Source organism: Pseudomonas sp. BIGb0558, from assembly GCF_024807515.1.
GTDB lineage: Bacteria > Pseudomonadota > Gammaproteobacteria > Pseudomonadales > Pseudomonadaceae > Aquipseudomonas > Aquipseudomonas yamanorum_A.
In genome coordinates this window covers 36,213-60,377 of record NZ_JANUEW010000012.1, presented here as the reverse complement: position 1 = coordinate 60,377, position 24,165 = coordinate 36,213, and the positions used below count along the sequence as shown (strand labels likewise).

The 24,165-nt window shown below is 61.5% G+C and carries 27 protein-coding genes and 4 tRNA genes; 13 read left to right on the top strand and 18 right to left on the bottom strand.

Annotated elements, in window-relative coordinates; all coding sequences use genetic code 11:
* Window positions 1–73: 73 nt before the first annotated feature.
* The 5 genes from M2400_RS16425 to M2400_RS16405 all read left to right on the top strand — a co-directional run bounded on the left by M2400_RS16425 (window position 74) and on the right by M2400_RS16405 (window position 2,558).
* A complete protein-coding gene (locus tag M2400_RS16425) occupies window positions 74–1,285 on the top strand; it encodes an O-succinylhomoserine sulfhydrylase (protein WP_008438742.1) in 1,212 nt (403 codons plus the stop codon).
* 11 nt (window positions 1,286–1,296) lie between these two features.
* Window positions 1,297–2,061 (top strand): SDR family oxidoreductase, encoded by a 765-nt coding sequence (locus M2400_RS16420; protein WP_177043944.1) that lies wholly within the window; start codon window positions 1,297–1,299, stop codon window positions 2,059–2,061.
* Between the two features lie 107 nt (window positions 2,062–2,168).
* Window positions 2,169–2,244: transfer RNA gene (locus M2400_RS16415), tRNA-Val, on the top strand.
* Between the two features lie 55 nt (window positions 2,245–2,299).
* Window positions 2,300–2,376 (top strand) — tRNA-Asp (locus M2400_RS16410).
* A gap of 105 nt (window positions 2,377–2,481) precedes the next feature.
* A tRNA-Asp gene (locus M2400_RS16405) sits at window positions 2,482–2,558 on the top strand.
* 165 nt (window positions 2,559–2,723) lie between these two features.
* Here M2400_RS16405 and M2400_RS16400 read toward each other — a convergent pair.
* Window positions 2,724–4,007, bottom strand: coding sequence for an FAD-binding oxidoreductase (locus tag M2400_RS16400; RefSeq protein ID WP_177043943.1), 1,284 nt, complete (start codon window positions 4,005–4,007; stop codon window positions 2,724–2,726).
* Between the two features lie 184 nt (window positions 4,008–4,191).
* Here M2400_RS16400 and M2400_RS16395 point away from each other — a divergent pair.
* A tRNA-Val gene (locus M2400_RS16395) sits at window positions 4,192–4,268 on the top strand.
* Window positions 4,269–4,377: 109 nt separating this feature from the next.
* Here M2400_RS16395 and M2400_RS16390 read toward each other — a convergent pair.
* The 6 genes from M2400_RS16390 to M2400_RS16365 all read right to left on the bottom strand — a co-directional run bounded on the left by M2400_RS16390 (window position 4,378) and on the right by M2400_RS16365 (window position 12,251).
* Window positions 4,378–5,481, bottom strand: a complete 1,104-nt coding sequence (locus tag M2400_RS16390; protein ID WP_259197347.1) for a carboxylesterase — start codon at window positions 5,479–5,481, stop codon at window positions 4,378–4,380.
* A 202-nt stretch (window positions 5,482–5,683) separates the two neighbouring features.
* Window positions 5,684–6,937, bottom strand: coding sequence for an FAD-binding oxidoreductase (locus M2400_RS16385; RefSeq protein WP_259197321.1), 1,254 nt, complete (start codon window positions 6,935–6,937; stop codon window positions 5,684–5,686).
* Between the two features lie 3 nt (window positions 6,938–6,940).
* Window positions 6,941–8,512 (bottom strand): aldehyde dehydrogenase (NADP(+)), encoded by a 1,572-nt coding sequence (locus tag M2400_RS16380; RefSeq protein WP_259197322.1) that lies wholly within the window; start codon window positions 8,510–8,512, stop codon window positions 6,941–6,943.
* Window positions 8,513–8,691: 179 nt separating this feature from the next.
* The gene (locus M2400_RS16375; protein ID WP_259197323.1) at window positions 8,692–9,639 is read right to left on the bottom strand and encodes a dihydrodipicolinate synthase family protein; all 948 of its coding nucleotides are present in this window, start codon (window positions 9,637–9,639) and stop codon (window positions 8,692–8,694) included.
* Between the two features lie 38 nt (window positions 9,640–9,677).
* Window positions 9,678–10,604, bottom strand: a complete 927-nt coding sequence (locus M2400_RS16370; RefSeq protein WP_259197324.1) for a 4-hydroxyproline epimerase — start codon at window positions 10,602–10,604, stop codon at window positions 9,678–9,680.
* Window positions 10,605–10,634: 30 nt separating this feature from the next.
* Window positions 10,635–12,251: an APC family permease gene (locus M2400_RS16365; RefSeq protein WP_177043932.1), complete on the bottom strand. Its 1,617-nt coding sequence runs from the start codon at window positions 12,249–12,251 to the stop codon at window positions 10,635–10,637.
* 211 nt (window positions 12,252–12,462) lie between these two features.
* Here M2400_RS16365 and M2400_RS16360 point away from each other — a divergent pair, with 211 nt between their 5' ends.
* The 3 genes from M2400_RS16360 (at window position 12,463) to M2400_RS16350 (ending at window position 14,499) form a co-directional block, all read left to right on the top strand.
* The gene (locus M2400_RS16360; RefSeq protein ID WP_259197325.1) at window positions 12,463–13,236 is read left to right on the top strand and encodes an AraC family transcriptional regulator; all 774 of its coding nucleotides are present in this window, start codon (window positions 12,463–12,465) and stop codon (window positions 13,234–13,236) included.
* A gap of 101 nt (window positions 13,237–13,337) precedes the next feature.
* Complete coding sequence (locus M2400_RS16355) at window positions 13,338–13,967, top strand: flagellar biosynthesis protein (RefSeq protein ID WP_259197326.1); 630 nt, start codon at window positions 13,338–13,340, stop codon at window positions 13,965–13,967.
* 55 nt (window positions 13,968–14,022) lie between these two features.
* Window positions 14,023–14,499, top strand: a complete 477-nt coding sequence (locus M2400_RS16350; protein ID WP_259197327.1) for a hypothetical protein — start codon at window positions 14,023–14,025, stop codon at window positions 14,497–14,499.
* A gap of 23 nt (window positions 14,500–14,522) precedes the next feature.
* Here M2400_RS16350 and M2400_RS16345 read toward each other — a convergent pair whose 3' ends face one another.
* Window positions 14,523–15,443, bottom strand: a complete 921-nt coding sequence (locus M2400_RS16345; RefSeq protein WP_259197328.1) for an SGNH/GDSL hydrolase family protein — start codon at window positions 15,441–15,443, stop codon at window positions 14,523–14,525.
* Between the two features lie 165 nt (window positions 15,444–15,608).
* Here M2400_RS16345 and M2400_RS16340 point away from each other — a divergent pair, with 165 nt between their 5' ends.
* On the top strand, window positions 15,609–16,034 hold the full coding sequence (locus M2400_RS16340) for a GNAT family N-acetyltransferase (RefSeq protein WP_259197329.1): 426 nt from the start codon (window positions 15,609–15,611) through the stop codon (window positions 16,032–16,034).
* A gap of 3 nt (window positions 16,035–16,037) precedes the next feature.
* Here the strand turns inward: M2400_RS16340 and M2400_RS16335 are convergent, their stop codons facing one another.
* The 7 genes from M2400_RS16335 to M2400_RS16305 all read right to left on the bottom strand — a co-directional run bounded on the left by M2400_RS16335 (window position 16,038) and on the right by M2400_RS16305 (window position 20,915).
* Complete coding sequence (locus M2400_RS16335; protein ID WP_177078976.1) at window positions 16,038–16,541, bottom strand: SPOR domain-containing protein; 504 nt, start codon at window positions 16,539–16,541, stop codon at window positions 16,038–16,040.
* A gap of 100 nt (window positions 16,542–16,641) precedes the next feature.
* A complete protein-coding gene (locus M2400_RS16330; RefSeq protein WP_259197330.1) occupies window positions 16,642–17,187 on the bottom strand; it encodes a hypothetical protein in 546 nt (181 codons plus the stop codon).
* A gap of 93 nt (window positions 17,188–17,280) precedes the next feature.
* Window positions 17,281–18,681: a heavy metal sensor histidine kinase gene (locus tag M2400_RS16325; RefSeq protein WP_177043921.1), complete on the bottom strand. Its 1,401-nt coding sequence runs from the start codon at window positions 18,679–18,681 to the stop codon at window positions 17,281–17,283.
* Complete coding sequence (locus tag M2400_RS16320) at window positions 18,678–19,349, bottom strand: heavy metal response regulator transcription factor (protein ID WP_010175671.1); 672 nt, start codon at window positions 19,347–19,349, stop codon at window positions 18,678–18,680. Before M2400_RS16320 ends, M2400_RS16325 begins: the two co-directional genes overlap by 4 nt.
* 50 nt (window positions 19,350–19,399) lie before the next feature.
* Entirely contained in the window at window positions 19,400–19,651 is a 252-nt protein-coding gene (locus tag M2400_RS16315) for a DUF2790 domain-containing protein (protein WP_177043920.1), read from the bottom strand.
* Between the two features lie 111 nt (window positions 19,652–19,762).
* Window positions 19,763–20,533, bottom strand: coding sequence for an alpha/beta fold hydrolase (locus M2400_RS16310; protein ID WP_177078975.1), 771 nt, complete (start codon window positions 20,531–20,533; stop codon window positions 19,763–19,765).
* A 169-nt stretch (window positions 20,534–20,702) separates the two neighbouring features.
* Window positions 20,703–20,915, bottom strand: coding sequence for a phage infection protein (locus tag M2400_RS16305; protein ID WP_177043918.1), 213 nt, complete (start codon window positions 20,913–20,915; stop codon window positions 20,703–20,705).
* Window positions 20,916–21,166: 251 nt separating this feature from the next.
* Between M2400_RS16305 and M2400_RS16300 the strand changes: the two genes are divergently transcribed.
* Entirely contained in the window at window positions 21,167–21,841 is a 675-nt protein-coding gene (locus tag M2400_RS16300) for an HAD family hydrolase (protein ID WP_177043917.1), read from the top strand.
* A 17-nt stretch (window positions 21,842–21,858) separates the two neighbouring features.
* On the opposite strand, the gene M2400_RS16295 is transcribed toward M2400_RS16300, so the two are convergent.
* Entirely contained in the window at window positions 21,859–22,173 is a 315-nt protein-coding gene (locus tag M2400_RS16295) for a hypothetical protein (RefSeq protein ID WP_259197331.1), read from the bottom strand.
* Between the two features lie 116 nt (window positions 22,174–22,289).
* A complete protein-coding gene (locus M2400_RS16290) occupies window positions 22,290–22,508 on the bottom strand; it encodes a hypothetical protein (protein ID WP_371321481.1) in 219 nt (72 codons plus the stop codon).
* Between the two features lie 212 nt (window positions 22,509–22,720).
* Here M2400_RS16290 and M2400_RS16285 point away from each other — a divergent pair, with 212 nt between their 5' ends.
* Window positions 22,721–23,179: a DUF2214 family protein gene (locus M2400_RS16285; RefSeq protein ID WP_259197332.1), complete on the top strand. Its 459-nt coding sequence runs from the start codon at window positions 22,721–22,723 to the stop codon at window positions 23,177–23,179.
* A gap of 120 nt (window positions 23,180–23,299) precedes the next feature.
* On the opposite strand, the gene csrA is transcribed toward M2400_RS16285, so the two are convergent.
* The gene (gene csrA, locus M2400_RS16280) at window positions 23,300–23,494 is read right to left on the bottom strand and encodes a carbon storage regulator CsrA (RefSeq protein ID WP_003192511.1); all 195 of its coding nucleotides are present in this window, start codon (window positions 23,492–23,494) and stop codon (window positions 23,300–23,302) included.
* A 247-nt stretch (window positions 23,495–23,741) separates the two neighbouring features.
* Between csrA and M2400_RS16275 the strand changes: the two genes are divergently transcribed.
* Window positions 23,742–24,134, top strand: a complete 393-nt coding sequence (locus tag M2400_RS16275; RefSeq protein ID WP_256390381.1) for an SPOR domain-containing protein — start codon at window positions 23,742–23,744, stop codon at window positions 24,132–24,134.
* Window positions 24,135–24,165: the final 31 nt, after the last annotated feature.

The window sequence follows — 24,165 nt, the reverse complement described above, 5'->3', positions numbered from 1 at the left end:
CGAGCAAGCTCGCTCCTACAGGTTATGCCTGGGGGCGTTTGGATTTTTAAAGCATTGAGTTGAGGAGTAGAGCATGAGTCAGGAATGGGATGCCGGTCGCTTGGACAGCGACCTCGATGGCGTAGCTTTCGATACCCTGGCTGTGCGCGCCGGCCAGCACCGCACCCCGGAAGGTGAGCACGGTGACCCGATGTTCTTTACCTCCAGCTACGTGTTCCGCACCGCGGCCGACGCCGCTGCGCGCTTTGCCGGTGAAGTGCCGGGCAACGTTTATTCGCGCTACACCAACCCGACCGTGCGTGCGTTCGAAGAGCGTATCGCCGCGCTGGAAGGCGCCGAGCAAGCCGTTGCCACCGCCACGGGCATGGCCGCGATTCTTGCGGTGGTGATGAGCCTGTGCAGCGCCGGCGACCACGTGCTGGTGTCGCGTAGCGTGTTTGGCTCGACCATCAGCCTGTTCGAAAAGTACTTCAAGCGCTTTGGCATCGAAGTCGACTACGTGCCGCTGGCGGACCTGTCCGGCTGGGACGCGGCCATCAAGGCCAACACCAAATTGCTGTTCGTCGAGTCGCCGTCCAATCCGTTGGCCGAGCTGGTAGACATCGCCGCATTGTCCGAGGTGGCTCACGCCAAGGGCGCGATGCTGATCGTCGACAACTGCTTCTGCACCCCGGCATTGCAGCAGCCGCTGAAGCTGGGCGCGGATATCGTCGTGCATTCGGCCACCAAGTTCATCGACGGCCAGGGCCGTTGCATGGGCGGTGTGGTTGCCGGTCGCAGCGAACAGATGAAGGAAGTGGTGGGCTTCTTGCGCACCGCCGGCCCGACCCTGAGCCCGTTCAACGCCTGGATCTTCCTTAAAGGCCTGGAAACCCTGAGCCTGCGGATGAAGGCCCATTGTGCCAACGCCCAAGCCTTGGCCGAGTGGCTGGAGCAGCAGGACGGCATCGAGAAAGTCCACTACGCCGGGCTCAAGAGCCACCCGCAACACGAGTTGGCCCAGCGCCAGCAACGTGGTTTCGGCGCCGTGGTGAGTTTCGAGGTCAAGGGCGGCAAAGAGGGCGCCTGGCGCTTTATCGATGCAACCCGCCTGATCTCCATCACCGCCAACCTGGGTGACAGCAAGACCACTATCACTCACCCAAGCACCACCTCCCACGGCCGCCTGGCGCCGCAGGAGCGTGAAGCGGCCGGTATTCGCGACAGCCTGATCCGCATTGCCGTGGGCCTGGAAGACGTTGCTGACTTGCAGGCCGATCTGGCCCGTGGGTTGGCTGCCCTGTGATCGAGTGGTCCATGGAGGCGGCAAGCGCCAGTAACGGGCGGGTCGCGCTGGTGACCGGCGCGGCGCGGGGCATCGGCCTGGGGATTGCTGCCTGGTTGATCAGCGAAGGCTGGCAGGTGGTGCTCACCGACCTCGACCGTGAGCGCGGTTCCAAGGTGTCCAAGGTGCTGGGCGACAACGCCTGGTTTATCACCATGGACGTGGCCGATGAGCGGCAGGTTGCCCAGGGCGTGGCCGAGGTGCTTGGCCAGTTCGGGCGCCTGGATGCGTTGGTGTGCAACGCCGCGGTGGCCGACCCGCGCAATATCACCCTGGAAAGCCTCGACCTGGCTTACTGGAACCGGGTGCTGGCGGTGAACCTCAGTGGGCCGATGTTGCTGGCCAAGCACTGTGCGCCGTATCTGCGGGCTCACGGTGGTGCGATTGTTAACCTGGCCTCGACCCGGGCTCGTCAGTCGGAACCGGACACCGAGGCCTACGCGGCGAGCAAGGGTGGTTTGCTGGCCCTGACCCATGCGCTGGCCATCAGCCTTGGGCCGGAAGTGCGGGTCAATGCCGTCAGCCCGGGCTGGATCGATGCCCGCGACCCGGCTGCGCGCCGTGCGGAGCCGCTGACGGATGCCGATCACGCCCAGCACCCGGCGGGCAGGGTAGGCACTGTGGAAGATGTGGCGGCGATGGTGGCGTGGTTGCTGTCGCGCAATGCGGGGTTTGTGACCGGGCAGGAGTTCGTCGTTGACGGTGGCATGAGCAAGAAGATGATTTACAGCGAGTAGGGCGCGTGACGGTCCTGAAGCAATTTTGTCTTTTTCAGAAAAACTTCAAGCGGGCTATTGACTTAGGTCCGCTACCTGCGTAAATTTCGCGGCCTCAACGAAGCAAAGGGTGATTAGCTCAGCTGGGAGAGCATCTGCCTTACAAGCAGAGGGTCGGCGGTTCGATCCCGTCATCACCCACCACTTCTTGAGAGTTTTGCCTTCGGGCAAGACGCAACGTTAAAGGTTGCACCGACGCGCAGCGGTAGTTCAGTCGGTTAGAATACCGGCCTGTCACGCCGGGGGTCGCGGGTTCGAGTCCCGTCCGCTGCGCCATATTTTCCAGGTCTGATGTTTCAGATTTGAGATTGAACAGCCAAGGCTGATCAGTCAGATGTTTGAAGGCGGTTGAAGGTGACACTTCAGCAGTCTGAGCGATACGCAGCGGTAGTTCAGTCGGTTAGAATACCGGCCTGTCACGCCGGGGGTCGCGGGTTCGAGTCCCGTCCGCTGCGCCATATCTGTTCCAGGGCCCACTGAACGCCCTGAGACGCCAAAACAAGCCGCTGGCTTGGTTGGATCGATAGCAAAGACCCTGGTCGAAAGACCGGGGTTTTTTGTGTCTGCGATTTGGCTAAGTGCTTGATGCGCAGGGGCCGGCAAGCCAGCCCCGCGACTCGGGATCAGAACCCCAGTTTGTCTCGCAGCCCGTAATACCAGGCCCCCAATGCCGCGAACGGCGTGCGCAACAGTTGCCCGCCCGGGAACGGGTAGTGCGGCAGGCCGGCAAACGCATCAAAACGTTCAGCCTGGCCTCTCAGGGCCTCCGCCAGCACCTTGCCCGCCAGGTGGGTGTACGTCACGCCATGGCCGCTGCAGCCCTGGGAGTAGTAGATGTTGTCGCCCAGGCGACCAACCTGCGGCAGACGCGACAGGGTCAACAGGAAATTGCCGGTCCAGGCGTAATCAATCTTCACGTCCTTGAGTTGCGGGAACGCCTTGAGCATCTTCGGCCGGATGATCGCTTCGATATTCGCCGGGTCCCGCGCGCCATACACCACGCCCCCACCGAAGATCAGGCGCTTGTCGCTGGTCAGGCGGTAGTAGTCCAGCAAGTAGTTGCAGTCTTCTACGCAGTAATCCTGCGGCAACAGCGTCTTCGCCAACTCGTCGCCCAACGGCGCGGTGGTGATCACTTGTGTGCCGCACGGCATCGACTTGGCTGCCAGTTCCGGCACCAGGTTCCCCAGGTAGGCATTGCCTGCGACAATAATGAACTTGGCCCTGACCTTGCCATGTGCCGTATGCACCACGGGATTGGCACCGCGCTCAATGCGAGTCGCCGCCGACTGCTCGTAAATCGTGCCGCCGAGGGACTCCACCGCCGCCGCTTCGCCCAGTGCCAGGTTCAGCGGGTGAATATGCCCGCCGCTCATGTCCAGCAGGCCGCCCACATAGTTGTCACAGGCGACCACTTCGCGAATCCGGCGTTCGTCCAGCAGCTCCAGCTGGGTGTGGCCGTAGCGCTCCCACAGGCGCTTCTGCGACTCCAGGTGGCCCATGTGCTTGCTGTTCAGCGCGGCGAACACACCGCCGTCCTTCAGGTCGCACTGGATCTGATACTTGGCCACCCGCTCGCGAATGATCCTGCCGCCCTCAAACGCCATATCCCCCAACAACTGCGCCTGCCTGGGGCCGACACTGCGCTCGATCACATCGATGTCACGGCTATAGCTGTTGACGATCTGCCCGCCGTTGCGGCCCGACGCGCCAAAACCCACCTTGGCGGCTTCCAGTACCGTCACGCGAAAACCGTTCTCCAGCAGAAACAGCGCGCTGGAAAGCCCGGTATAGCCGGCACCGATCACGCACACATCGGTTTCGACTTCGCCTTGCAGCTCCGGGCGAGGAGGTACCGCATTCGCAGACGCGGCGTAATACGACTGGGGGTAGGGGGTGTTCGCCATCCTGGAACCTCTGTTTTATATTTTTTACGAGTGCGCCGATCCTACCTGAGTTGAAAATCCGCTGCCAGCCACCGGAAAAATACGGTTGTACCGGTCACAAATAAAAAATTCGCATATTCATAGGCTTAGCTGCAAAAAAGGTGTTGACAGCCCTCCGGAATTCCGTAGAATGCCGCCTCACAGCAGGCACGTAGCTCAGTTGGTTAGAGCACCACCTTGACATGGTGGGGGTCGTTGGTTCGAGTCCAATCGCGCCTACCAAACAAAATCCGCTCTGCTGGGCGGTCTAGAAGGGCTCACCGAAAGGTGGGCCCTTTTTTGTTGCCTGGGATTTGTGAGCCAGCGACAAATCCCTCAATCAATACGCTATTCAGCGCTCACCGTTCCCACCCGCGACAGCAAGGTTGCCCAACACCTCATCAATCACCCCCAGCTGCCAGTTGAAATACGGATTGAACGTCAACCGCGCATGCATCTTGCCCGCTTCACGATAACCCCAGTCCGAATACCACACCTCTGACCCCTGTTCGCAGGCGCGGGTGGCGTCTTCCGTCTGGCCGTTCCAGCAAAACCGCAGGCTGCCCTGTTCGCCGTACAGTGCGTTATCGGGTGAAAACAACAAGCCCATATGGGAGAACTGGCTGATCCGCAGCTGCGGCAAGTAGTCGGTGCGTGCTTTTACGCGCTGGGTGTCCCAGGCGCTCTCCGGCAATGTGCCGTACCAGGCGAGGCGGCTGTGGGGGTTGCTGAAGCGTTGCTGGAAGGTCTCCAGCACATAGTTTGTATCGAGCACTGAGTCGTGGGCGGCGACGGCAATGAATACCGGCTTGTCGTAGGTTCGATGTTCGAGATCCTGGCGGGCCACCCGGCTGCTGCGGTAGAACTGGGCGAAGCCATTGGTGGGGACGGTCATGTAGCGCACCAGGCTCTGTTGTGGCCGGCTGGCGTCTGGCGCCAGCAGCCAGGGGCGCGCCCAACTGATCAGGGGCGTCAGCCAGTCGTAGGTCATGCTGGACTGGAAAGCGGGGGAGAACAGCAGCAACCCGGCGACGTCGTCGTGTTGGTAGGCGTAGTCGAGCACCAGGTTGGCACCGGTGGAGAAGCCGCCGAGGTAGATTTCACCCACCTGCGCGCGAAGTATCGCGGCCTGTTCGTCGACTACCCGGCGCCAGTCCTCCATGCGTACCTGCAGCATGTCGGACGGCTGTGTGCCATGGCCCGGAAGCAGCACGGTCCTTACCAGAAAGCCGCGTGCGGCGAGTGCGCTGCCGAGGTCGTGGAAGGACCAGGGTGAGTCACCCAAACCGTGCACCAGGATGATCCCGCGTTTGGGCGCTCCAGCCGGTCGCCACTCCTGTGGTGCATTCCAGTTGAGTTCGGCTTCCCTGTCGGTGCCCTGGAAATTGCGATGGTCCCGCAGCCATTGCAAGGTATCGAGTCGGTACGCTTCGAATGACTTCTGGCCCAACGGCATGCCCTGTTCGGCGAACGCGACAGTGCAGAGCACGAGGGCGAGGATGCCGCAAGCAACGCTCCAGAGCGTTTTGCGGGGCTGCATATAAGGCGTGTTGTTCAAGGCAGGTTCTCAGCGGGGCGTAACCCTAAGGTCATGCACGATAATTACCTGCCAGGTATCGCCGATAGTGCGAAACAGTAGCAAGACGTTTCTTGCGATCTCAGAAACGATCCAGTCGATAGGGCCCAAGTGCCAGTAATCCATCGGGTGCAGACGATGCCAGCTGTGCAATCAACTCCGCCGTCACCGCCGCCTGTGTCAGCCCCAGATGCTGATGCCCGAACGCAAGCAACACCTTGCCCTGGCACACCTTGTCGATGATCGGTAGTGAGTCCGGCAGGGAAGGCCGGAACCCCATCCACGGCGTCGCGTCTTCAGCCGTCAAGTCACGACGAAACAACCCCCGGCTCAGTCGATGCAACTGCCATGCGCGCTCCATGTTCGGTGGGCGATCCAGGCCTGCGAACTCCACCGTGCCCGCCAATCGCAGCCCGTCGGTCATCGGCGTCATGATGAACTTGCGCTCCAGGGAGGTGACGGCAAACGGCAGTCGCCCGTGCTCGTGGGGCAGCATCAGGTGATAGCCACGCTCGGTGTCCAGCGGGACCTTCTTGCCCGTCAGCGCGGCGGTCAATCTGGCCGAATGCGCACCGCAGGCGATCAACACCTGACGCGCCGCTACTACGCCTTGTCCGGTCATCAACGAAACACCGTGCTCGTCCAGCTTTGCGCCCACCACCTGGCGCTTGAGAAACTGCGCCCCACTGGCCTTGGCTGCTTCCATCAGCTCGCAGACCGCCCGATAAGGATCGAGAAAGTGCCCGGTGCGTGGAAAGAATAAGCCGCCCTGAATCCCTTCGCTGAGTTGCGGCGCCACCTCCTGCACTGCGCTGGCCTGCCAGTAATCCACCGGCACTGCCTGCTGGTGCATGCGGGCCTGCAAGGCATCGATGGCGTGTCGCGAGTCGGGGCGTTCGAAGATCAGCAGCGAGCCGTCTTCGCGCATCAGCCCGGGGCGATCGATACTGCCCAGCAGACGGTGCCAGGCGCCCAGGCTGCTTTCATTAAGGGCGCGGATGCCGGCGACCGTACGCTGGAAGGCCGCCGGCCGCAGGTTCAACAGCAGGCGGGTAAACCAGGGCAGTGCACGCGGCATGTATTTCCAGTCCAGGCGCAGCGGCCCCATCGGGTCCATGAGCATGGCGGGCAAGCGCGTCAGGATCGACGCATCCGCGATCGGGAACACTTGCTCGGTCGCCAGGTGGCCGGCGTTGCCGAACGAAGCGCCGTGGCCGGGTTCCTGCTGGTCGATGATGACCACGCGCCGGCCTTGGCGAGCCAGTTGCAGCGCGCAGGCAACGCCGATGATTCCGGCGCCCACTACGGCGATATCAGGCATGACGTTATCGGACATGGCCTAGGCTTCTCTCTGACCGTCAAGCAAGCGCCGCAGCAGCAATGGATTGCCGTGTTGGAGCGCCGTCGGCAGCAAGCCATCCGGGAAGTCCTGGTAGCACACCGGCCGCAGGAATCGCAGGATGGCGGCCGTACCCACCGAGGTAGTGCGCGAATCCGAGGTAGCCGGGAAAGGCCCGCCGTGCACCATCGCATCAGACACTTCCACGCCGGTCGGCCAGCCATTGACCAGCAGGCGACCGGCCTTGCGCTCCAGGGTCGGCAGCAATGCGCGGGCGGTGTCCAGGTCGTCCTCATCCAGATGCAGGGTGGCGGTCAGTTGGCCTTCCAGGTGTTCGCTGACCTGGCGGACTTCATCGGCATTGGCGCATTGCACGATCAACGAGGCGGCGCCGAATATTTCGGCTTGCAAGCTGTGATTGGCGAGAAAATCCCGGGCATGGGTCACGAACAGATGGGCTCGGCCCTGGTTGGGGCCCGCTGCCGGCAAACCGGTACCCGCGACCTGAGCGTGCTTGGCAAACTCGCTGACGCCGTCTTCGTAAGCCTTGAAGATCCCCGGCGTGAGCATGGTCTGGGCTGCGCTGCGTTGAAGCACATGGGTGGCGCTGTCGATGAAGTGGTCCAGTGCCTGCCCTGCAACCGCTATCACCAGTCCAGGATTGGTGCAGAACTGGCCGGCACCCTGGGTGAGTGACGCGATAAATCCCTGCGCCAATGCTTCGCCCCGCGTGCTCAATGCCGCCGGAAACAGATAAACCGGATTGATCGAACTCATCTCCGCATACACCGGGATCGGCTCGGGACGCGCCTGGGCCGCTTGGCACAAGGCAATACCGCCGCTGCGCGAACCGGTGAAGCCCACGGCCTTGATACGCGGATCGCAGACCAGTGCGATACCGACCTCGCGGCCCGAGCCATACAACAGCGAAAATACACCTTCAGGCAGCCCACATTGCTTAACCGCCTTGGCCACCGCGCGCCCCACCAGTTCGCTGGTGCCAGGATGCGCGCTGTGAGCCTTCACGATCACCGGGCAACCGGCCGCCAGTGCCGACGCGGTATCACCGCCCGCCACCGAAAATGCCAACGGAAAATTACTCGCCCCGAACACCGCCACCGGCCCCAGCGGCACCTGGCGCTGACGCAGGTCCGAGCGGGGCAGCGGTTGGCGATCCGGTTGCGCGGTATCGACCCGCACATCCAGCCATTCACCGGCGCGCACGGTGCGGGCAAAGGTGCGCAGTTGCTGGCAGGTGCGCCCGCGTTCACCCTGGATCCGTGGGCGGGGCAGGCCGGTCTCGGCCATCGCCCGTTCAATCAATTCATCGCCCAGGGCTTCGATTTCGCTGGCGATGGTTTCAAGGAATTCGGCGCGAGCCGCCAACGGCGTTTCGCGATAGCTGTCGAAGGCGCTCCAGGCCAAGGTGCAGGCTTGTTCCACATGCTCGGCGGTGCCGCCGGCGTAGGCGGGTTCGAGCGCAAGGTGGGTGGCAGGATTGATCGCCCGGATTGCTTCGCGGCTGCCTGGAATGGAGTGCTGACCAATCAGCATGGTGCCCGTCAGAGTCATGGCGTAGTCCTGAAAGCTAAAGATGGGGCGGGCAAAGAACATCCACTGTGGGAGCTGTCGAGCCCGAGCGAGGCTGCGATGCAGGCGCCGCGGTTTAACAGGGACACCGCGGTGATCCCATCGCAGCCTCGCCGGGGCTCGACAGCTCCCACAATTGATCTTTGCTGCCTTGAATAGTGTTAAGCGACGTTCTGCTCAGCCGACCAATTGGCGTACCACTGGCGGAACAACGCGTACTGGTTCTCGGCATAACGGCGCTGGGCTTCGCTCAGGGCATCGGTTTCGTTGAAATGCAGGGTGTATTCCTTGTCGCCGTTGAGCACCATCAGGTGCTTGTAGAACAGCACCAGGTCGCAGCCTTCGTCGAAGGACGACAGCACCGCCAGAGCGGCTTCCAGCTCCCGTGCCTGGCGGCGTGCCGTGGCGTCACCCTTGGCGGCTTTCTTGCTCAGGGCCACCAGTTGCAGCACTTCCCGTGGCAGCGCGTTGCCGATGCCGGTGATCGCGCCGGTGGCGTTGCAGTTGACGAAGCCGTGGACCACTTGGGTGTCTACGCCCACCATCAAGGTCACGTCATCGTCCTTGGAGGTGATGTGTTCTGCCGCGTAACGCAGGTCGGCAGCGCCGCCGAATTCCTTGAAACCGATCAGGTTCGGGTACTCGCGACGCAGTTCGAAGAACAGGTCGGCGCGGGTGGCGAAGCCGTAGTAAGGACTGTTGTAGATCACCGCCGGCAGGTTCGGCGCTGCCTTGAGGATGGCCGCAAAGTGATCCTTTTGTGCCGTCGCCGACGCGCCACGGGACAGCACCCGCGGGATGACCATCAAGCCGTGGGCGCCGACCTTGGCTGCATGCGCCGCGTGGGCGACTGCTTCACGGCTGTTGACTGCGCCGGTGCCGACGATGGTCGGTACGCCGGCGGCCACCAGGCGCGCCACGCCTTCCTGGCGCTCGGCCTCGGTCAGCAGCGGCCAGTCGCCCATGGAGCCGCAGTACACCACCGCGCTCATGCCGATATCGATCAGTTCGCGACCCTTGGCGACCAGTGCGTCGAAGTCCGGTTTGCGCTCGGCGGTGCACGGGGTCATCAGCGCGGGGATGCAGCCGGTGAAGATGTTGGTGTTCATGGTTTCAGCTCCAGTTTGATTGAAGGGGCGGGGGCGGTTCAGATGCCCCACGCGAAGGGATCCTGTTCGTCGATCAGCAAGGTGCTGTCGGCGGTCATGTAGGCGCGGCCGGTGATGGAAGGGCGCACACGTTCGCCTTCCCATTCATAGCTGCCTTCGAATTGGCTGCCGGTGATGCTCGCCTGCACCCAGGGTTCACCGGCGGCGAGTTTGCCGTCGGCCGCCAGGCACGCCAGCTTGGCGCTGGTACCGGTGCCGCAGGGCGAGCGGTCGTAGGCTTTGCCCGGGCACATGACGAAGTTGCGGCTGTCGGCCTGAGCGTCGTCGGCGAACAGTTCGATATGGTCGATCAGGGCGCCGTCTTCGCCGTGGATGCCCTGGTGTTCAAGGGCCTTGAGCATCGCCCAGGTGTAATCGGTCAGGGCTTCGACGTTGTCCATTTGCAGCACCTGGCCGTGCTCGGAAACCAGGAAGAACCAGTTGCCGCCCCAGGCAATGTCGCCGTACACCCGGCCGTACCCGGGCACATCTACCGGCACCTTTTGGCGATAGCGATAGGCGGGCACATTGCGCAGGGTCACCGCGCCGTCTGCGTGCAACGTGGCGCTGACCGGGCCCACCGGCGTGTCGATCTTGTGCACGCCTGGCGCGATCTGCCCCAGGTGATGCAACGAGGCAACCAGGCCGATGGTGCCGTGACCGCACATGCCGAGGTAGCCGGCGTTGTTGAAGAAAATCACGCCGCAGGTGGCATCGGCCGAGACCGGTGCGCAATACAGCGCGCCCACCAGTACATCGTTGCCACGGGGTTCCAGCAGGCACGCCCTGCGCCATTGGTCATGCCGGGTACGCAGGTCGTCGAGCTTGTCGACCATGGTTTCGCCGGCAAGCTCGGGAAAACCGCTCATCACCAGGCGCGTGGGTTCGCCGCCGGTGTGGGAGTCAATGATGTGGACTCGTTTCATATCGCTATCCATTCAGGGGTGGGCTGAGGCTCAGGAAGCAAGCTGCACTCGGCCGATGTCGGGCTCAGGCGCTTCGCTTTCGTCGTCTTCGGTTTCCAGGCGAACCAGATGGGCCGGCACGCCGGTGGCTGCGCCCCAGTAATAAATACCCAGCGCGCAAACGGCGACGACCACGGTGTCGAAGGGATGGCTGAGGATGCCCAGGCCACCGAAGCTGCCGAGTTTCGACAGGAGGATGGTCACGGCGTAGAAGCCGATCAGCCAGGCGGAGGAACGCACCTGGCGGCCCAGGCTCAGGTGCAGGGTCGGCACAAAACGCCCGCACAGCAGGTACACCACGAACATCAGGATTTGCAGGCCGAGCAGCCACGACACGGTGCTCCAGCCGGACCAGTAGACGATCAGCGCGGCGATGATGAACGACAGCGGGCCGAGCACCGCCATCCACTTGACCCGGAACGGGCGCGGCAGGTCTGGCGCGTTGCGGCGCAGCGCGGCAACAGAAACCGGTGCTACGGCGTAGCTCAACACCAGCGCGGCGGACACCACGTTGATCAGCGCTTCCCACGACGGGAAGGGCAGGGTCCAGAACACCGACAGGCCAAAGGTCAGCCACAACGCCGGGCGTGGGATGCCGGACTTTTCATCGATGCGCGTGAAGACCTTGAAGAAGGTCCCGGTCTGCGCCCAGCCGTAGATCACCCGTGGCGTGGCGTTCATATAGATATTGCCGCAACCGCTGGGGGAGATCACCGCATCGGCCACCACCAGGTAGGCCAGCCAGCCCACACCCAGGGCGAGGGCGATATCGCGATACGGCAGGGCCAGTTCCTTGGCCACGCCGGCCCAGCCGTTGGCGAGCATTTCGGTGGGGATGCCGCCGAGGAAGGCGGTCTGCAACAGCACGTAGATCGCCGTGGAGAGCAGTACCGACAGGATCAACGCAATCGGAATGGTGCGTTGTGGGTTTTTCACTTCGCTGGCCACCGAGATGATCGGCGTCAGGCCCAGGTAAGCGAAAATCACACCCCCGGCGGACACGGCCATTTCGATGCCCGACAGGCCGAACGGTGCAAAGCCCTGGGAATGGAAATTCTCCGGTTTGAAGAAGGTGAACAGCACGCCGATCACCAGCAGCGGCACGATGAACTTGAACACGCTGACCAGGTTATTGGCCATGGCGAAGGTCTTTACGCTGCGGTAGTTGAGAGCGAAAAACAGCGAGAGCAGCGCAAACTGCACGAACCAGCCAAGCACGGTGGGGTTGCTGGAACCGGCCTGTGTCAGTTCGGGAAACCAGGCCGCAGCGTATTGGCGTGAGGCGACCACTTCAATCGCCACCAGGCTCGAAAACGCGATCAGCGTGATAAAGCCCATCAGGTAGCCCAGTAGCGGGCCATGGGAGTAAACCGGGTAGCGCACCACGCCACCGGCACGGGGCAATGCCGCCCCCAGTTCGCAGTACACGATGCCCAGCAGCAGCACGGCAAAACCGCCCAGCAACCAGGAAAAAATCCCCGCCGGCCCGGCGATGGCGGAGACGTGACTGGCCGCGAACAGCCAGCCCGAACCGAAGATCGCTCCCAGTCCGATAAAGGTGAGGTCGATCAATGAAAGCTGTTTCTTGAACTTGCCTTGGGCTGACATGGCGGCGCCTTCTTGTGGGTTATTGGATAGGCATGCAGTGGCCATACAGTGAACCCATCAACGGCGCCGCGATTGATGTTTTGCGCAGGCTGCGATGACGAAATCAGCACAGTTTCGGGTACTCGACATGGCCGCCACCATGCGGCAATCTGCTCGCCAGGCACCGCCCGCCGGGCGCCTGGCCTGTCCGCAAAATGCAGGAGAGAGCGTCATGATGCAGAGCGCGTTTGCAACCCTTTGCCAAGGGAGCGAGACCCACCGCCCGCAAACCATTGAAGAATTACTGGCCGGCGTGGGGCTGTTGTTGCCGATGCTGGACGTGATTCCCAATGCCGCGATCTTTATCAAGGACCTGCAGGCGCGCTACGTATTGGCCAACCGCACCCTGGTGCAGCGGTGCGGGTTGAAGCACCTGCAACCGTTGCTGGGAAAAACCAGCGCCGAGGTATTTCCGGCGCAGTTGGGGCCCGGCTACACGGAGCAGGATCGGCGGGTTCTGGAGCAGGGATTTGTCCTGGAGGATCAGCTGGAATTGCACCTGTACGGCACCCGCGAGCCGGGTTGGTGCCTGACGCACAAATGGCCTTTGTATAACCGCGACGGTGCAATCATCGGCCTGGCGGGCATCTCGGTCGACCTGCAAACCGCCAGTGAAACCCACCCGGCCTATCAACGCCTGGCGGCGGTGGACGAGCACATTCGGGCGCATTTCAATCGCCGCGTTACCTTGGGTGAATTGACGCGGATCGCCGGGATTTCAGTGGCGCAACTGGAGCGCTACTGCAAACGCGTGTTCCACCTGACGCCGCGCCAGATGATCCAGAAGGTGCGCCTGGAACATGCGCACCGGCTGCTGCATACCGAGATGCCGATCACCGACGTGGCGTTGCAGTGTGGGTATACGGATCACAGTGCGTTTACCCGGCAGTTCAAGGCGTTGACCGGGTTTACGCCGAGGCAGTATCGGCAGGCAACCGGCAGTTAATGTCATGTAGAGGTTGATGTCGAATTGCTATCACTCAGATACAATCACCCGCGGCCGATCCCGGCCAAGCCAATGATGGCGATATGGAATAGGTGATTCAGATGAGCGTTCGGATAGCGTTGGGGATGGTGGCACTGATGGTATTGGCGGGCTGCGCTACCAGCCGTTCGGAAGTCGATGTGAACGTTGCACCGCTGAGCGCTGCTCACGTCGCTGCAGCCAGCAACGGTAAAAAGGTGTTGATCAGTGCTGTGGACGAGCGTGTGTTCCAGATTGATCCTCCCGAAGCCGATATCCCCTCCTTGAAAAACGACGAAGTGACGGACAAAACCATCACCGAGCGCGCTATCGCCCGCAAGCGCAACACCTACGGGAAAGGGCTGGGTGACGTTTTGTTGCCGTCCGGTCGTACGGTGTCGCAACTGGTCAGTGAGTCTGTAGCCCTGGCCTACAAGCAGGCGGGTTATGAAGTGGTGACTGAAGCCAACGCAACGGGTGCAGAGCCGGTGAAGGTGCACATCGTCGAGTTTTGGTCTTGGTTTACCCCGGGTTTCTTCTCGGTGGACGTGAACAACAAGTCTCATCTGCGCATCGAAACTTCGGCCCCCAACACCCTGGAAGTGATCACCCGCAAGAAGGAAAGCATGCAGGCGGTGACTGAAAGCGACTGGAAGAAAATCACCGAAGCCGGTCTTCAGGAAGTCTCCCAGGAAACCTTCAAGAAACTCTGATGGGCAACGACTGGCCCTGTCTTGATGACAGGGCTTTTTTCATGGAGATCTGCCTTTGAAAAAACTGGCCCTGGCGCTGTTCTGCAGCCTGACCACAGGTTGTGTCGGTTTTTACCAGCAACCCGCCCCCACTGCTCCCCACGCCACACTTGAAGCCATCCAGGGAACCAACACCCTACTCAACGGTGGCGTGCAAATGTATTGGGCCTACTACGACCCGGGCTGCAATGACACGGCAGAGACCGGCGTGCTGGGTATTCGCAAAGGCGAGGCCAGTGAGCGGTTTTTACTGATCCCCGATCGACGCGTCTACGTGAATGTCATGAGCAGCGGTGGAGCCAACAAGGAAGGCGCAAATTATTTTCGCAGTTGCGCCAACGTCGCCAGTTTTATCCCTGCCGTTGGCGCGACTTATCAAATCATCCAGGCGGTACCCGTGAGTGGCTGCGTGGTGGAGATCACCGACAAAAGCACCAGACTCTCGCCTGATTCCTTCAGGAGGGAAGCTGTCACGGGTGGGTGCTCGCCTTGATTCAATAGGGCTGTGTGACCTGTTCAAATACCCTGGCCAGCCTTCAGCATTTCAAGCATCGCCTGCGCTGCCAGCGCATGCACCTTGCGCGTCGGGTGCCATTCATCCCAGTAGTAATGCGCATCCGGGTTTTCGCATACCGGCTTCACGTCTGGATAGGTGTGTTGGCACGGCGTATCGAGGTCACTCAACCCCGCAACCCCGGGAGCCGCGCGCAGCTGGTCGCTGAACGCCACGTGGTCGAAGTAGCTGATGCTGACCTGATGGGTTTTGGCCAATGTGCTGAGCACCACCGGCAACTTTTGTTCGAGCGCCTGCTGGTAGCTTTTCGCGTTCTCGACTTGATTGCCCTGCACCACGGCCGGCACATGACTCAAATCCGTGGTGCCTACTACCATCACATATTTGGCGCCTGCGGCAATCAGTGTCTCGGTGGCTTTTTGAATGTTCGCCACGCTGTTCTGGCTGAGCACGGCAACCGACTCGGGGTGTGAGAAGTCGGCCCATTCAAAAAAGTCGTTGGCCGAGATGAAAATGAAATACAGCGCGTTCGGGTCCGCCTTGTGTGCCTTGGCGGATTTCAGGTAGTCGGCGATCTGGCCGGAAACGCCGGTGTCGCGCGCCGGTTCCATCCAGGCGTAGTAGTTGCCGTTGCCACTCTTGGCGCCGCCGACGGCGTAGTCGGTCAAGGGTGTCTTCAAGGCGCGAGCCAGCTTCTCGACGGCAGTCGGGCCGTTGCTCCAGCGGCCTTTCCAATACAGCGAGCCGGGTAGTTCCTGCGCATCCTTGACCTTCTGCGTGGCCAGGGTTTTGGTGAAGCGTTCACCCGCACCGTTGTCGGAGTAGCTGTCTCCGAATGCATACAGGTGATCGTAGCGTGGGGTGGCAAAGGCGGTGGAGGCGGTCAGTACCAATAGAGCGGCCAGGTAAGCGCGTAAAGTCATTGGAAATCTCCCGGGTGATCATCCCAGAGTACCGGCCACGCGGTATTTGTCCTGGGGCGGTTACGACCTGTGTGTAGCTGAGGGCGCAAGGACTGTTCTGTATGCGACAGGGGGTTATCGCTGCTAATGTCCGCCGGATTGGGCATTCACATCAGGAAGATTGAGATGACATCAGCGATAGAGTTGTCTTTCGACGTTACGGAACAAGAGCGCCAGGCCATCCTCCAGCCGCTGAGGGCGTACAACATCAGCCAATGTGGCGAGAACCCGTTTGAAACCTTCGGGCTTTTGCTGCGCGATCCTGTCAGCCAGGACGTGGTGGGCGGCCTCTACGGGAAAATCTCTTATGGCTGGATGTTCGTTGAACTCTTGAGCGTGCCTGAATCGATGCGCACCCAAGGCACCGGTTCAAAGCTGATGCAGGCGGCAGAGGACCTGGCGCGGGAGAAAAAGTGCGCGGGGATCTGGCTGGATACCTTCAGCTTCCAGGCTCCCGGCTTTTATCGAAAACTGGGCTTCAGCGAGTTCGGGCATATCGCCGACTACCCGCCAGGGCACAAACGCCACTTTTTCCAGAAGCACCTGGCCTGAGGGCTAGCGACTCACGGACCGCCACGTCACCAGTCCGTCCAAACCCTGATCGGACTTCAAATACCTGAGCACATTCTGGGCCTGGGCCTTTTCTTCAAACGGGCCGACAAAGGCGTGGGGAGGTTCATCGAGAACGGTGGGCACATCGAGTTCCTGCAATTGCGCCACCAGCAGGCCAAACCCTTCATCGCTATCGGCGGTAATGCGCACGACCCAGCCGCTGCGATCTTTCAGGGCGATGGGCTCCACCTCGGCGCCACAGTGTTTGCACTGCGCGGCGGCGGCCTTGATGGGGCTGGAACAGGCGGGGCAAGGGCGCAGGTCTTCATGCACCAGGGCGTCAACACCGGTCTTGGGAATGCGTGGCAGCAGCAGGAGGACAATCAGCGGGACCACGGGCACGAACACGGCTATCGCAAACCATCTTGGCCCTGATCGGCCGCGCTGACTGGCCACGTAGGCGGTCACAATGGCGAGTGCCAGCAAAAGGGGAGGGTAGATGCTCATTTATTCGTCCTTGTCTTTATTTAGCGAGCCCAATGCCGACGCCGGGCATAGCCCAACGTCGGCACTCGCAGCGCTGGCAACATGGATACCCGCCAGGCGATTACTGCGCCTTGGCGTTCTTGATATCCGCGATTACTTGCTTGGCAATCGCCTGGACTTGCTTCTGGGTCATGGCCGACGCAATGCCTTCCCACGCCGAAGACTCGGTTTCATAGGTGCGCGCGCCCAGCAGTGCGCCGGACTTCAAGTCGGAAAAGTCGGCTTTCGAGAACACCCAGGCGTTGCCCACCAGCGCACCGGCAGCGTAGCGGGTGCCCGCGGTCAGGTAGCGGAACTTGCTGACGTTGATGGTGATGCCCACGCCGTCGGCACTGCCGGTGTTGATGGTTGGCGTTTCCTTGAGGCTATAGCCGGCCTGTTGCGCTTCGGTTTGCAGGGCCGCGCCCCATTGTTGCTTGAGCAGTGGCCAGTCCTGGTTTTGCTCGACGGTGGTGTTGCCTTTAAAGCTCACCACCAGGTTTTGTTTGGCCGATTCCGGAATGGCCAGGGCGTCTGTACCGCCGCTTTTTACCTTGGCGGCGCAACCACCCAGCATCGAAAGGGCGACAGCGAACGATAGGGCAAACAGGGCCTTGGAGGCTTTCATTGATTTCCGTATCCACAGAGATTGAGAGAGGGGAAGCCACCGTATCCGATGGGGGCGCTACGATGCTTGAAGACCCTGCTCCATGGCAAGCAGCTATGCCTCCCGCCCGGGAAAAAACAACGCGAAGCACGTCACGCCGTCTTCACTGCTCACGCTGTACCGGCCGTTATGCAATAGCATGATGGTCGCGACAATCGACAGCCCCAACCCGTTGGAATGGGCCGAACGTTCCCGGGATTCATCCACGCGATAAAACCGCTCGAACAACCTCGGCAAGTGCTCCGCCGCAATGGTCGCGCCGTGGTTGGTCACGCTCAGGCTGATGCCCTCGGCGCAGGGCGTGGCGCGGATCAGCAGTTCGGTACCTGGCGCACCATATTTGATGGCATTGGCACACAGGTTGGCCAGGGCACGGCGCAGCAGCATGGGTTCGGCCCAGATCACCCCGTGCCCTTGGGCGAGAATGCTGATGTCGACGTCGCCCGCCAGCCCTTCGAAGTAGTCGGCCATGCGTTCCACTTCGTCGGCCGCGTCCAGTTCCTGGCGTTGGCGCAGGGCGCTGGCCGGGTCGGTGCGGGCCAGGAACAGCATGTTGTCGAGCATGCGCGCCAGGCGTTCGAGCTCTTCGACGTTGGAGGCGAGCAGTTGCTGGTAGGCCTCGACGCTGCGGTGTTGCTGCAACGCCACTTGGGTTTCTCCAAGCAAATTATTGATCGGTGTGCGCAGTTCGTGGGCCATGTCGGTGGAGACCTGGCCCAATTGCACGAAGCCCTTGGCCAGGCGTTCGAGCATGGTGTTGAACGAATCAATCATCGGCAGCAGTTCTTTCGGTGCGCCGTGGCTGTCGAGGCGCGCGGCGAGGTTACCCACGCCGATGCCTTGGGCATGCACCGCCAGGCGCCGCAATGGCAGCAGGCCGCGATGCACCATCAGGTAGCCGACCACCGCCAGCACCAGCGCGGCGATACTGGCGAGGATGTAGACACTCAGCCGATAGCTGGCGAGCACGGCGGTGCGCTCGGTCATCAGCCGCCCGGTGGTGACTTGCAGGCTGCCCAGGTCGCCCGAATCGATAGTGGCTGCCAGGGTAGAGAAGGGCACGCCATTGATGCCGGGCAAGTGCTGCACGTCGGCGAATTCCAGGGTGTGGTCCCGGGGTACCGGGGTCACGTCGGGCATGTCGATGTTGCCGGGGTTCACCTCCAGCAATGGCTTCTGCCCGGGCGCGGCGATGCTCAGCACCGATTCGCGGTTGCCCAGCATGTTCTGGAACAGCTCCGGCTTGGTCTTGATCAGGTCCAGGGTGTTGCTGTCGTTCAGCAGGTTGCGCAGTTGGTCGACGCGGTAGATCAGTGCGGCGTCGTCCCGGTGGATCAGTTCACGCTCAAGCTCGCGGTACAGCGCTACGCCGAGAGTGGCCAGCAGGGCGAAGGCCAGCAAGGCAAAGATCAGTGCCAGGCGCAGGGTCAGGGAGTAATGCCGAGGCTGGCTCATGGTTGGGTATCGAAGCGGTAGCCGATGCCGCGCACGCTGTGGATCAGCTTGAGCTGGAACGGGTCGTCGATTTTCAGGCGCAGGCGGCGCACGGCCACGTCGACCACGTTGGTGTCGCTGTCGAAATTCATGTCCCATACCCGCGAGGCGATCAGCGAGCGCGACAGCACCTGGTCCTGGTGGGTGGCGAACAGGTGCAACAAGGCGAACTCCTTGTTGGTCAGGGTGATGCGCACGCCGCCGCGGGTGACGCGGCGCTTGAGCACGTCGATCTGCAGGTCGGCGATCTGCAGTTGTTCTTCTTCACGGCTTGGCCCGCGCCGGGTCAGGGTGCGCAGGCGCGCCACCAGTTCGGCGAAGGAAAACGGCTTGATCAGGTAATCATCGGCGCCCAGCTCCAGGCCCTTGATGCGGTCGGCGATGTCATCCCGGGCGGTGAGGAACAGCACCGGCGTATCGGCTTCCTTGCGCAGGCGACGCAGCACTTCCCAGCCGTCCATCTTCGGCATCATCACGTCCAGCACGATCACGTCGAACGGGGTTTCCAGGGCCAGGTGCAAACCGTCTACGCCATCGCGGGCGAGGCTCACGGAGTAACCCAGTTCCTGCAGGCCGTTAAGCAGGTAGTTGCCCGCCTTGGGCTCGTCTTCGACTACGAGGATATTCATGGGATTGCCCTGTTGATGTGCCGGTTGTGCGTGGCGCAAGTGTAGCCCGATCAATTGTCATTGGGGCAGCCGATGCCCTGTACCTGGTAGTCCAGCACGTGTTCGCGGCCCTGGCTGTCCAGGTAGTCGAGGCGGGCGGGGACGATGCCGCACTGGCCGTAGGTGTCGGTGCTCGACAGTACTTTCGCCACGTCCATGTGCATGAAGAAGCCAGGTTTGTCGTGGATCACCGAGGTCGTGGTATCGGCAAAGGCCGAGCCGGTGGCGAGGAGGGCGGCAAAACCGAGGATAAAAGTTTTCATGGCGGTATTTCTCTTTAAGGGTTGGCTGCCGGTCTGCGGCAGTGAGTTCACAGTAACCAGGGGACACAAACAGCCAACCAACAGGATGATGACAAGATCGTAATGAAGGGATTAAGGCTGGCGGCCGGACGCTTCGAGGATCAGGTCGGTGATTTCCTTGGCGTGGGAAACCAGCGACAAGTGACTCGACGGCAGCTCGATGGTGGTGGCGTTCATGCGCTTGGCGAGGAAGCGTTCCAGGTCCGGGTTGATGGTCTGGTCGTTGCTGGACACCGCATACCAGGACGGCTTGGTATGCCACGCGGCGTTGACGGTGCGGCCGCTGAACAGAGTCTTGGCGATGGGTTGCTGGACTGCGTACAACTCCATGGCTTTGGCGCGAGGCACGTCGGCGGCGAAGTACTTGAGGAAGGCATCCTGGTTCAGGGTCAGGTAGCCGTCGTGCTCCACCACGCCTGCACGTACGGGCGTGGACGGATACTTGGCCGACAGGGCGACGAAGTCTTCGTTGGCATCCGGGGCGCGGGCGGCGACGTACACCAGCGAGCTGACTTTCGGGTTGGCCCCGGCGTCGCTGACCACGGTACCAGCGTAGGAATGGCCCACCAGCACGGTAGGACCGTCCTGTTGATCGAGTACGCGGTTGGTGGCGGCGACGTCATCTGCCACCGAGGTCAGCGGGTTTTGTACGGCGGTCACATGCAGGCCGGCGGCTTGCAGGCGGGTGATCACTTCGGACCAGCTGGAGCCGTCAGCCCAGGAGCCGTGTACCAGTACCACGTTGTTGGCTTTCACCGGGGCAATCGGGCCGGCTACGGCGGCGCCGGTGCCCAGCATCAACAGGCTGGCGGCGATCAGGCAGAGTTTGCTTGCAGGTTTCATGGGGCGGGCTCGCTTCTTTATCAGTGGGAAGTTGGGTCACCCGCTGTGGGTGACTGACGACTTCACTGTATGAAGTGAGGGTGCTGGCAACACTGACAGCTTAATGACAAGTTTGTAATGCAATGGGCAGCCTGGAGGCTGCCCGGGTTCAGCGTGGTGTGATGCCGCATCACACCGTACGGGCTGCCTGCACGCGCTCGGCGCCACCTTCTGCCAGGCCGCGCTCATGCAGGCGGTCCGCACCACCCTCGGCAACCAGGTGCGAAGCTTCGCCTTTGACTACCGCGGCGTGGGTGTGGGCCGACGCCACGGATGACAGCCCGAGGCCTGCGACGACCGCCAGGCCGAATACCAGGGAGGAAGCTTTCGAGAAATTGAACATGGTGATGCTCCTGCGAGTGAGGCAGCCGGATTGGCTGGTGGTCGTAGTTGATCCTCGCGGTGTATCCGCCATGTGTGCCCGGGCGTGGCCAAATGCAGGTCCGCGTATCCAGGCAGGGTTTCCATACAGTCCGATACAAAACCGTCGCCCGGAATAAGGTTTACAGCGTTTGGGCCGATCCGTAGATTGCATCAGGCAAGTGGTTCGTCAGCACCCAAGACCGGGTGACGAAAGCAAGAGGAAGCCGAGCAGTGTCCACCCGCGATTCAGCTGTATTCGCCAATCGTTACCGTGCCTTTCTGTTCGATATGGACGGTACGCTCCTGAACTCCATTGCCGCCGCCGAGCGCGTCTGGGCCACCTGGGCTGAACGCCATGGGCTGGATGTCGCGGCGTTCCTGAAGACCATCCATGGCGCCCGGGCCATCGATACCATCACCCGTCAGGCGTTGCCCGGTGTTGATGCGCAGGCAGAGGCGCAATGGATCACCGAGGCTGAACTCGAGGATGTGGAAGGGGTAGTGGCGATTGCCGGCGCGGTGGAATTTCTCAACGCGTTGCCTGGCGATCAATGGGCGCTGGTCACGTCTGCGCCCAGGGCATTGGCCCTGCGCCGTATGCAAGCGGCCGGGATCAATCCGCCGGCGGTCTTGGTCACGGCGGAGGACGTCGCCAGCGGCAAGCCGGATCCGGCCTGTTATGTGCTCGGTGCGCAACGGCTGGGAGTGGCGGTACAGGACTGCCTGGTGTTTGAAGATGCCAGCGTCGGGATTCGCGCCGGTGAGGCGGCGGGGGCCGATGTGATGGTGGTGACGTCGACGCACCTTGTGCCGATGGTCACCGAGCACCCGTCGATTGCCGGGTACGAGCATTTGCAGGTTCAGCGCGATGATGCCGGGCTGCTGCACTTACAGCGCCTGACATGAAAAGAAGGCCGATCGGGTTACCCGGATCGGCCTTCTTTGCAAGCAGACGGTTCAGCAGCGGGGTCGTTGTCGGCCAGCGTCTGGAGGCGGTTGCTCTTGAGCCCCTGACGAGACAACACCATTTCCTTGAGGATTTCGCTGGCGAGCCTGGCAATCGCCTCCGGCCCTCGATGGTGCGCCCGGACGATACCGGTCACCGCAAAGTGATCAGCTTCCGGGCCGCTGAGGACCGCCGAAAGCGTGCCGTCGGCATGCAGGGTGCATACGACTTTGTAGCTCGGCAGGCGCGCTGCCAGTGCCGCTTCGATTTCAGTTTTGCTCAGAGTGTCCATCTGCGCTGCAACCTTTCACTGACCGTGCACGCCCTAGCATAGGTTGTGGCGGGCGCCTGTAAATACCGGCGATCTGATAGCGATTAAACGGGGTTTCACGGGGGCCCTGCCTGGGATCAGGAGGACGCTTTCCGGCGCTCGCGGCGAGGAGCACGCCGGCACAGTTTTCGATGAATGGCGGCCTGGATCGGCTTGAGACAGAAGAAAAACAAATAGGCGCTCAGGAACAGCGTCAGGTCCAGCCAGGAGTAGGCCTTGTCGGAGGTGCCCTCCATTTTGTACCGCAGACCATATTCCAGCCCAAAAAAGACCACGCCTATCAGCACGGCGATCATCCAGGACTTGGATAAGTGGGGTTGTTTACCAGGTCGCCTCATCAACGTGCTCCTTGGCGCGCTGCAGACTGTAAAAGATTTGTCACGAGATTCGGCTCTGTAACATTCAACAAGTTCCCTTTGTTTGCAGGTTGTTTCATGCGTGTAACGCAGCCAGCGGCTATTACTGAACAGGGTTCCTGCCATGTGTCAGACAGAAGGGAGTACGCCTTATGTTCATCCAGTGGTTTCTTGCAGCCGTCCATTTACTGGCATTCGCCATGGCGTTATCAGCCGTGATTGCGCGGGGCAAGGCCCTGCGCGGTGTTTCTGATAGTGCCCCATCCACCGTACGCAGCGTGTTGATCGCGGACAACATCTGGGGGATCAGTGCTCTGGTGCTCCTGATAACCGGTGGCCTGCGGGCCTTTGGCAGTTACGAAAAAGGCAGTGAGTATTACCTGCACCAGCCGTTGTTTCACGTGAAGATGACGCTGTTTGCATTAATTTTGTTACTTGAGCTCGCGCCGATGATCCGCTTTATCAAATGGCGTATCGGCTTGGTTCGGGGCACGCGTCTGGATCTGCACCAGGCAGGTCTTTTTGCACGCATCAGCCACCTGCAGGCGCTGCTGGTTGTGCTGATGATGATCGCGGCAACGGGTATGGCGCGCGGCGTCGGCCTTGGCTGAAGGCGGCCCGGGGTTGGAGCGAGGGAAATAGGGCGCGCTGGCCGCGTAAAGCCGCGAGCAGGCTAAAGAGGTTTTCGCCAGCCGTTACAGTGAACGAAAGGGCTGGCTACTGGAGGCGCTTCAAGGTGTCTGGTTTTTATCCGGAGCCGTCAGGCCCGCCTGGATACGTTGGTAGATCTCCTCGCGATGCACGGCAACGTCCTTTGGAGCATTGATGCCGATTCTTACTTGCTGGCCGCTAACGCCCAGAATGGTGATGGTAATGTCATCACCGATATTTATGCTTTCACCGACTTTGCGGGTGAGTATCAGCATGGACTTCTCCTTGATTGCTTTGAAAGGCACATGTTCAGACAGGGCAGATGTCGGATGTGTGTAGCTTACTGCGAAGCGCTTCCCTGTGGCTGCCTCTTTTAGGACGCATAGAGGCGGCATTAATTCCCATGGCGCCATCATACAGGTCTGCGATACATCATTCGCATTGTTTAAGCCAACGTTTATGACGGCCAGAATAGACAGTGAATGATAAAGTCGCCTCTTTGATCCTCTAAGGAGCAGGGTAGTGCGTAAAGTAGCGATGGCAATTGCGGTGTTGGCATTGGCCGGTTGCGGTGAAGGTAAAAGCGTCGATGCGCCCAAGGCCAGGCCTGCCGTTGCCGAGGCGCCCGCCCAGGCTCAACCTGCGGTCGGTGCGATCGCCTCTCAAGAGTGGGATGTATGGGTGGGGCCGCCGGATCACAAGCTCCAGGCGATGACTGACCTGACCGCGTGGTTGCTCGAACACGGTTTCAGTTTCTATCTGGTGAAGGAAGACGGTAAGGACCAGGTATTGATGGGGCCGTTCAGCACCAAGGCCGAGGCTGAAGCGAAGCAGGCGCAGTTGACCCAGAAACTGGTCACGGCGAAGAAGAATGACACCGTGTCCGAGGTCATCGAACACAAGGTTGCACAGTAAGCTACCGGCCTGCGGGAGACGCCAGCGCTCC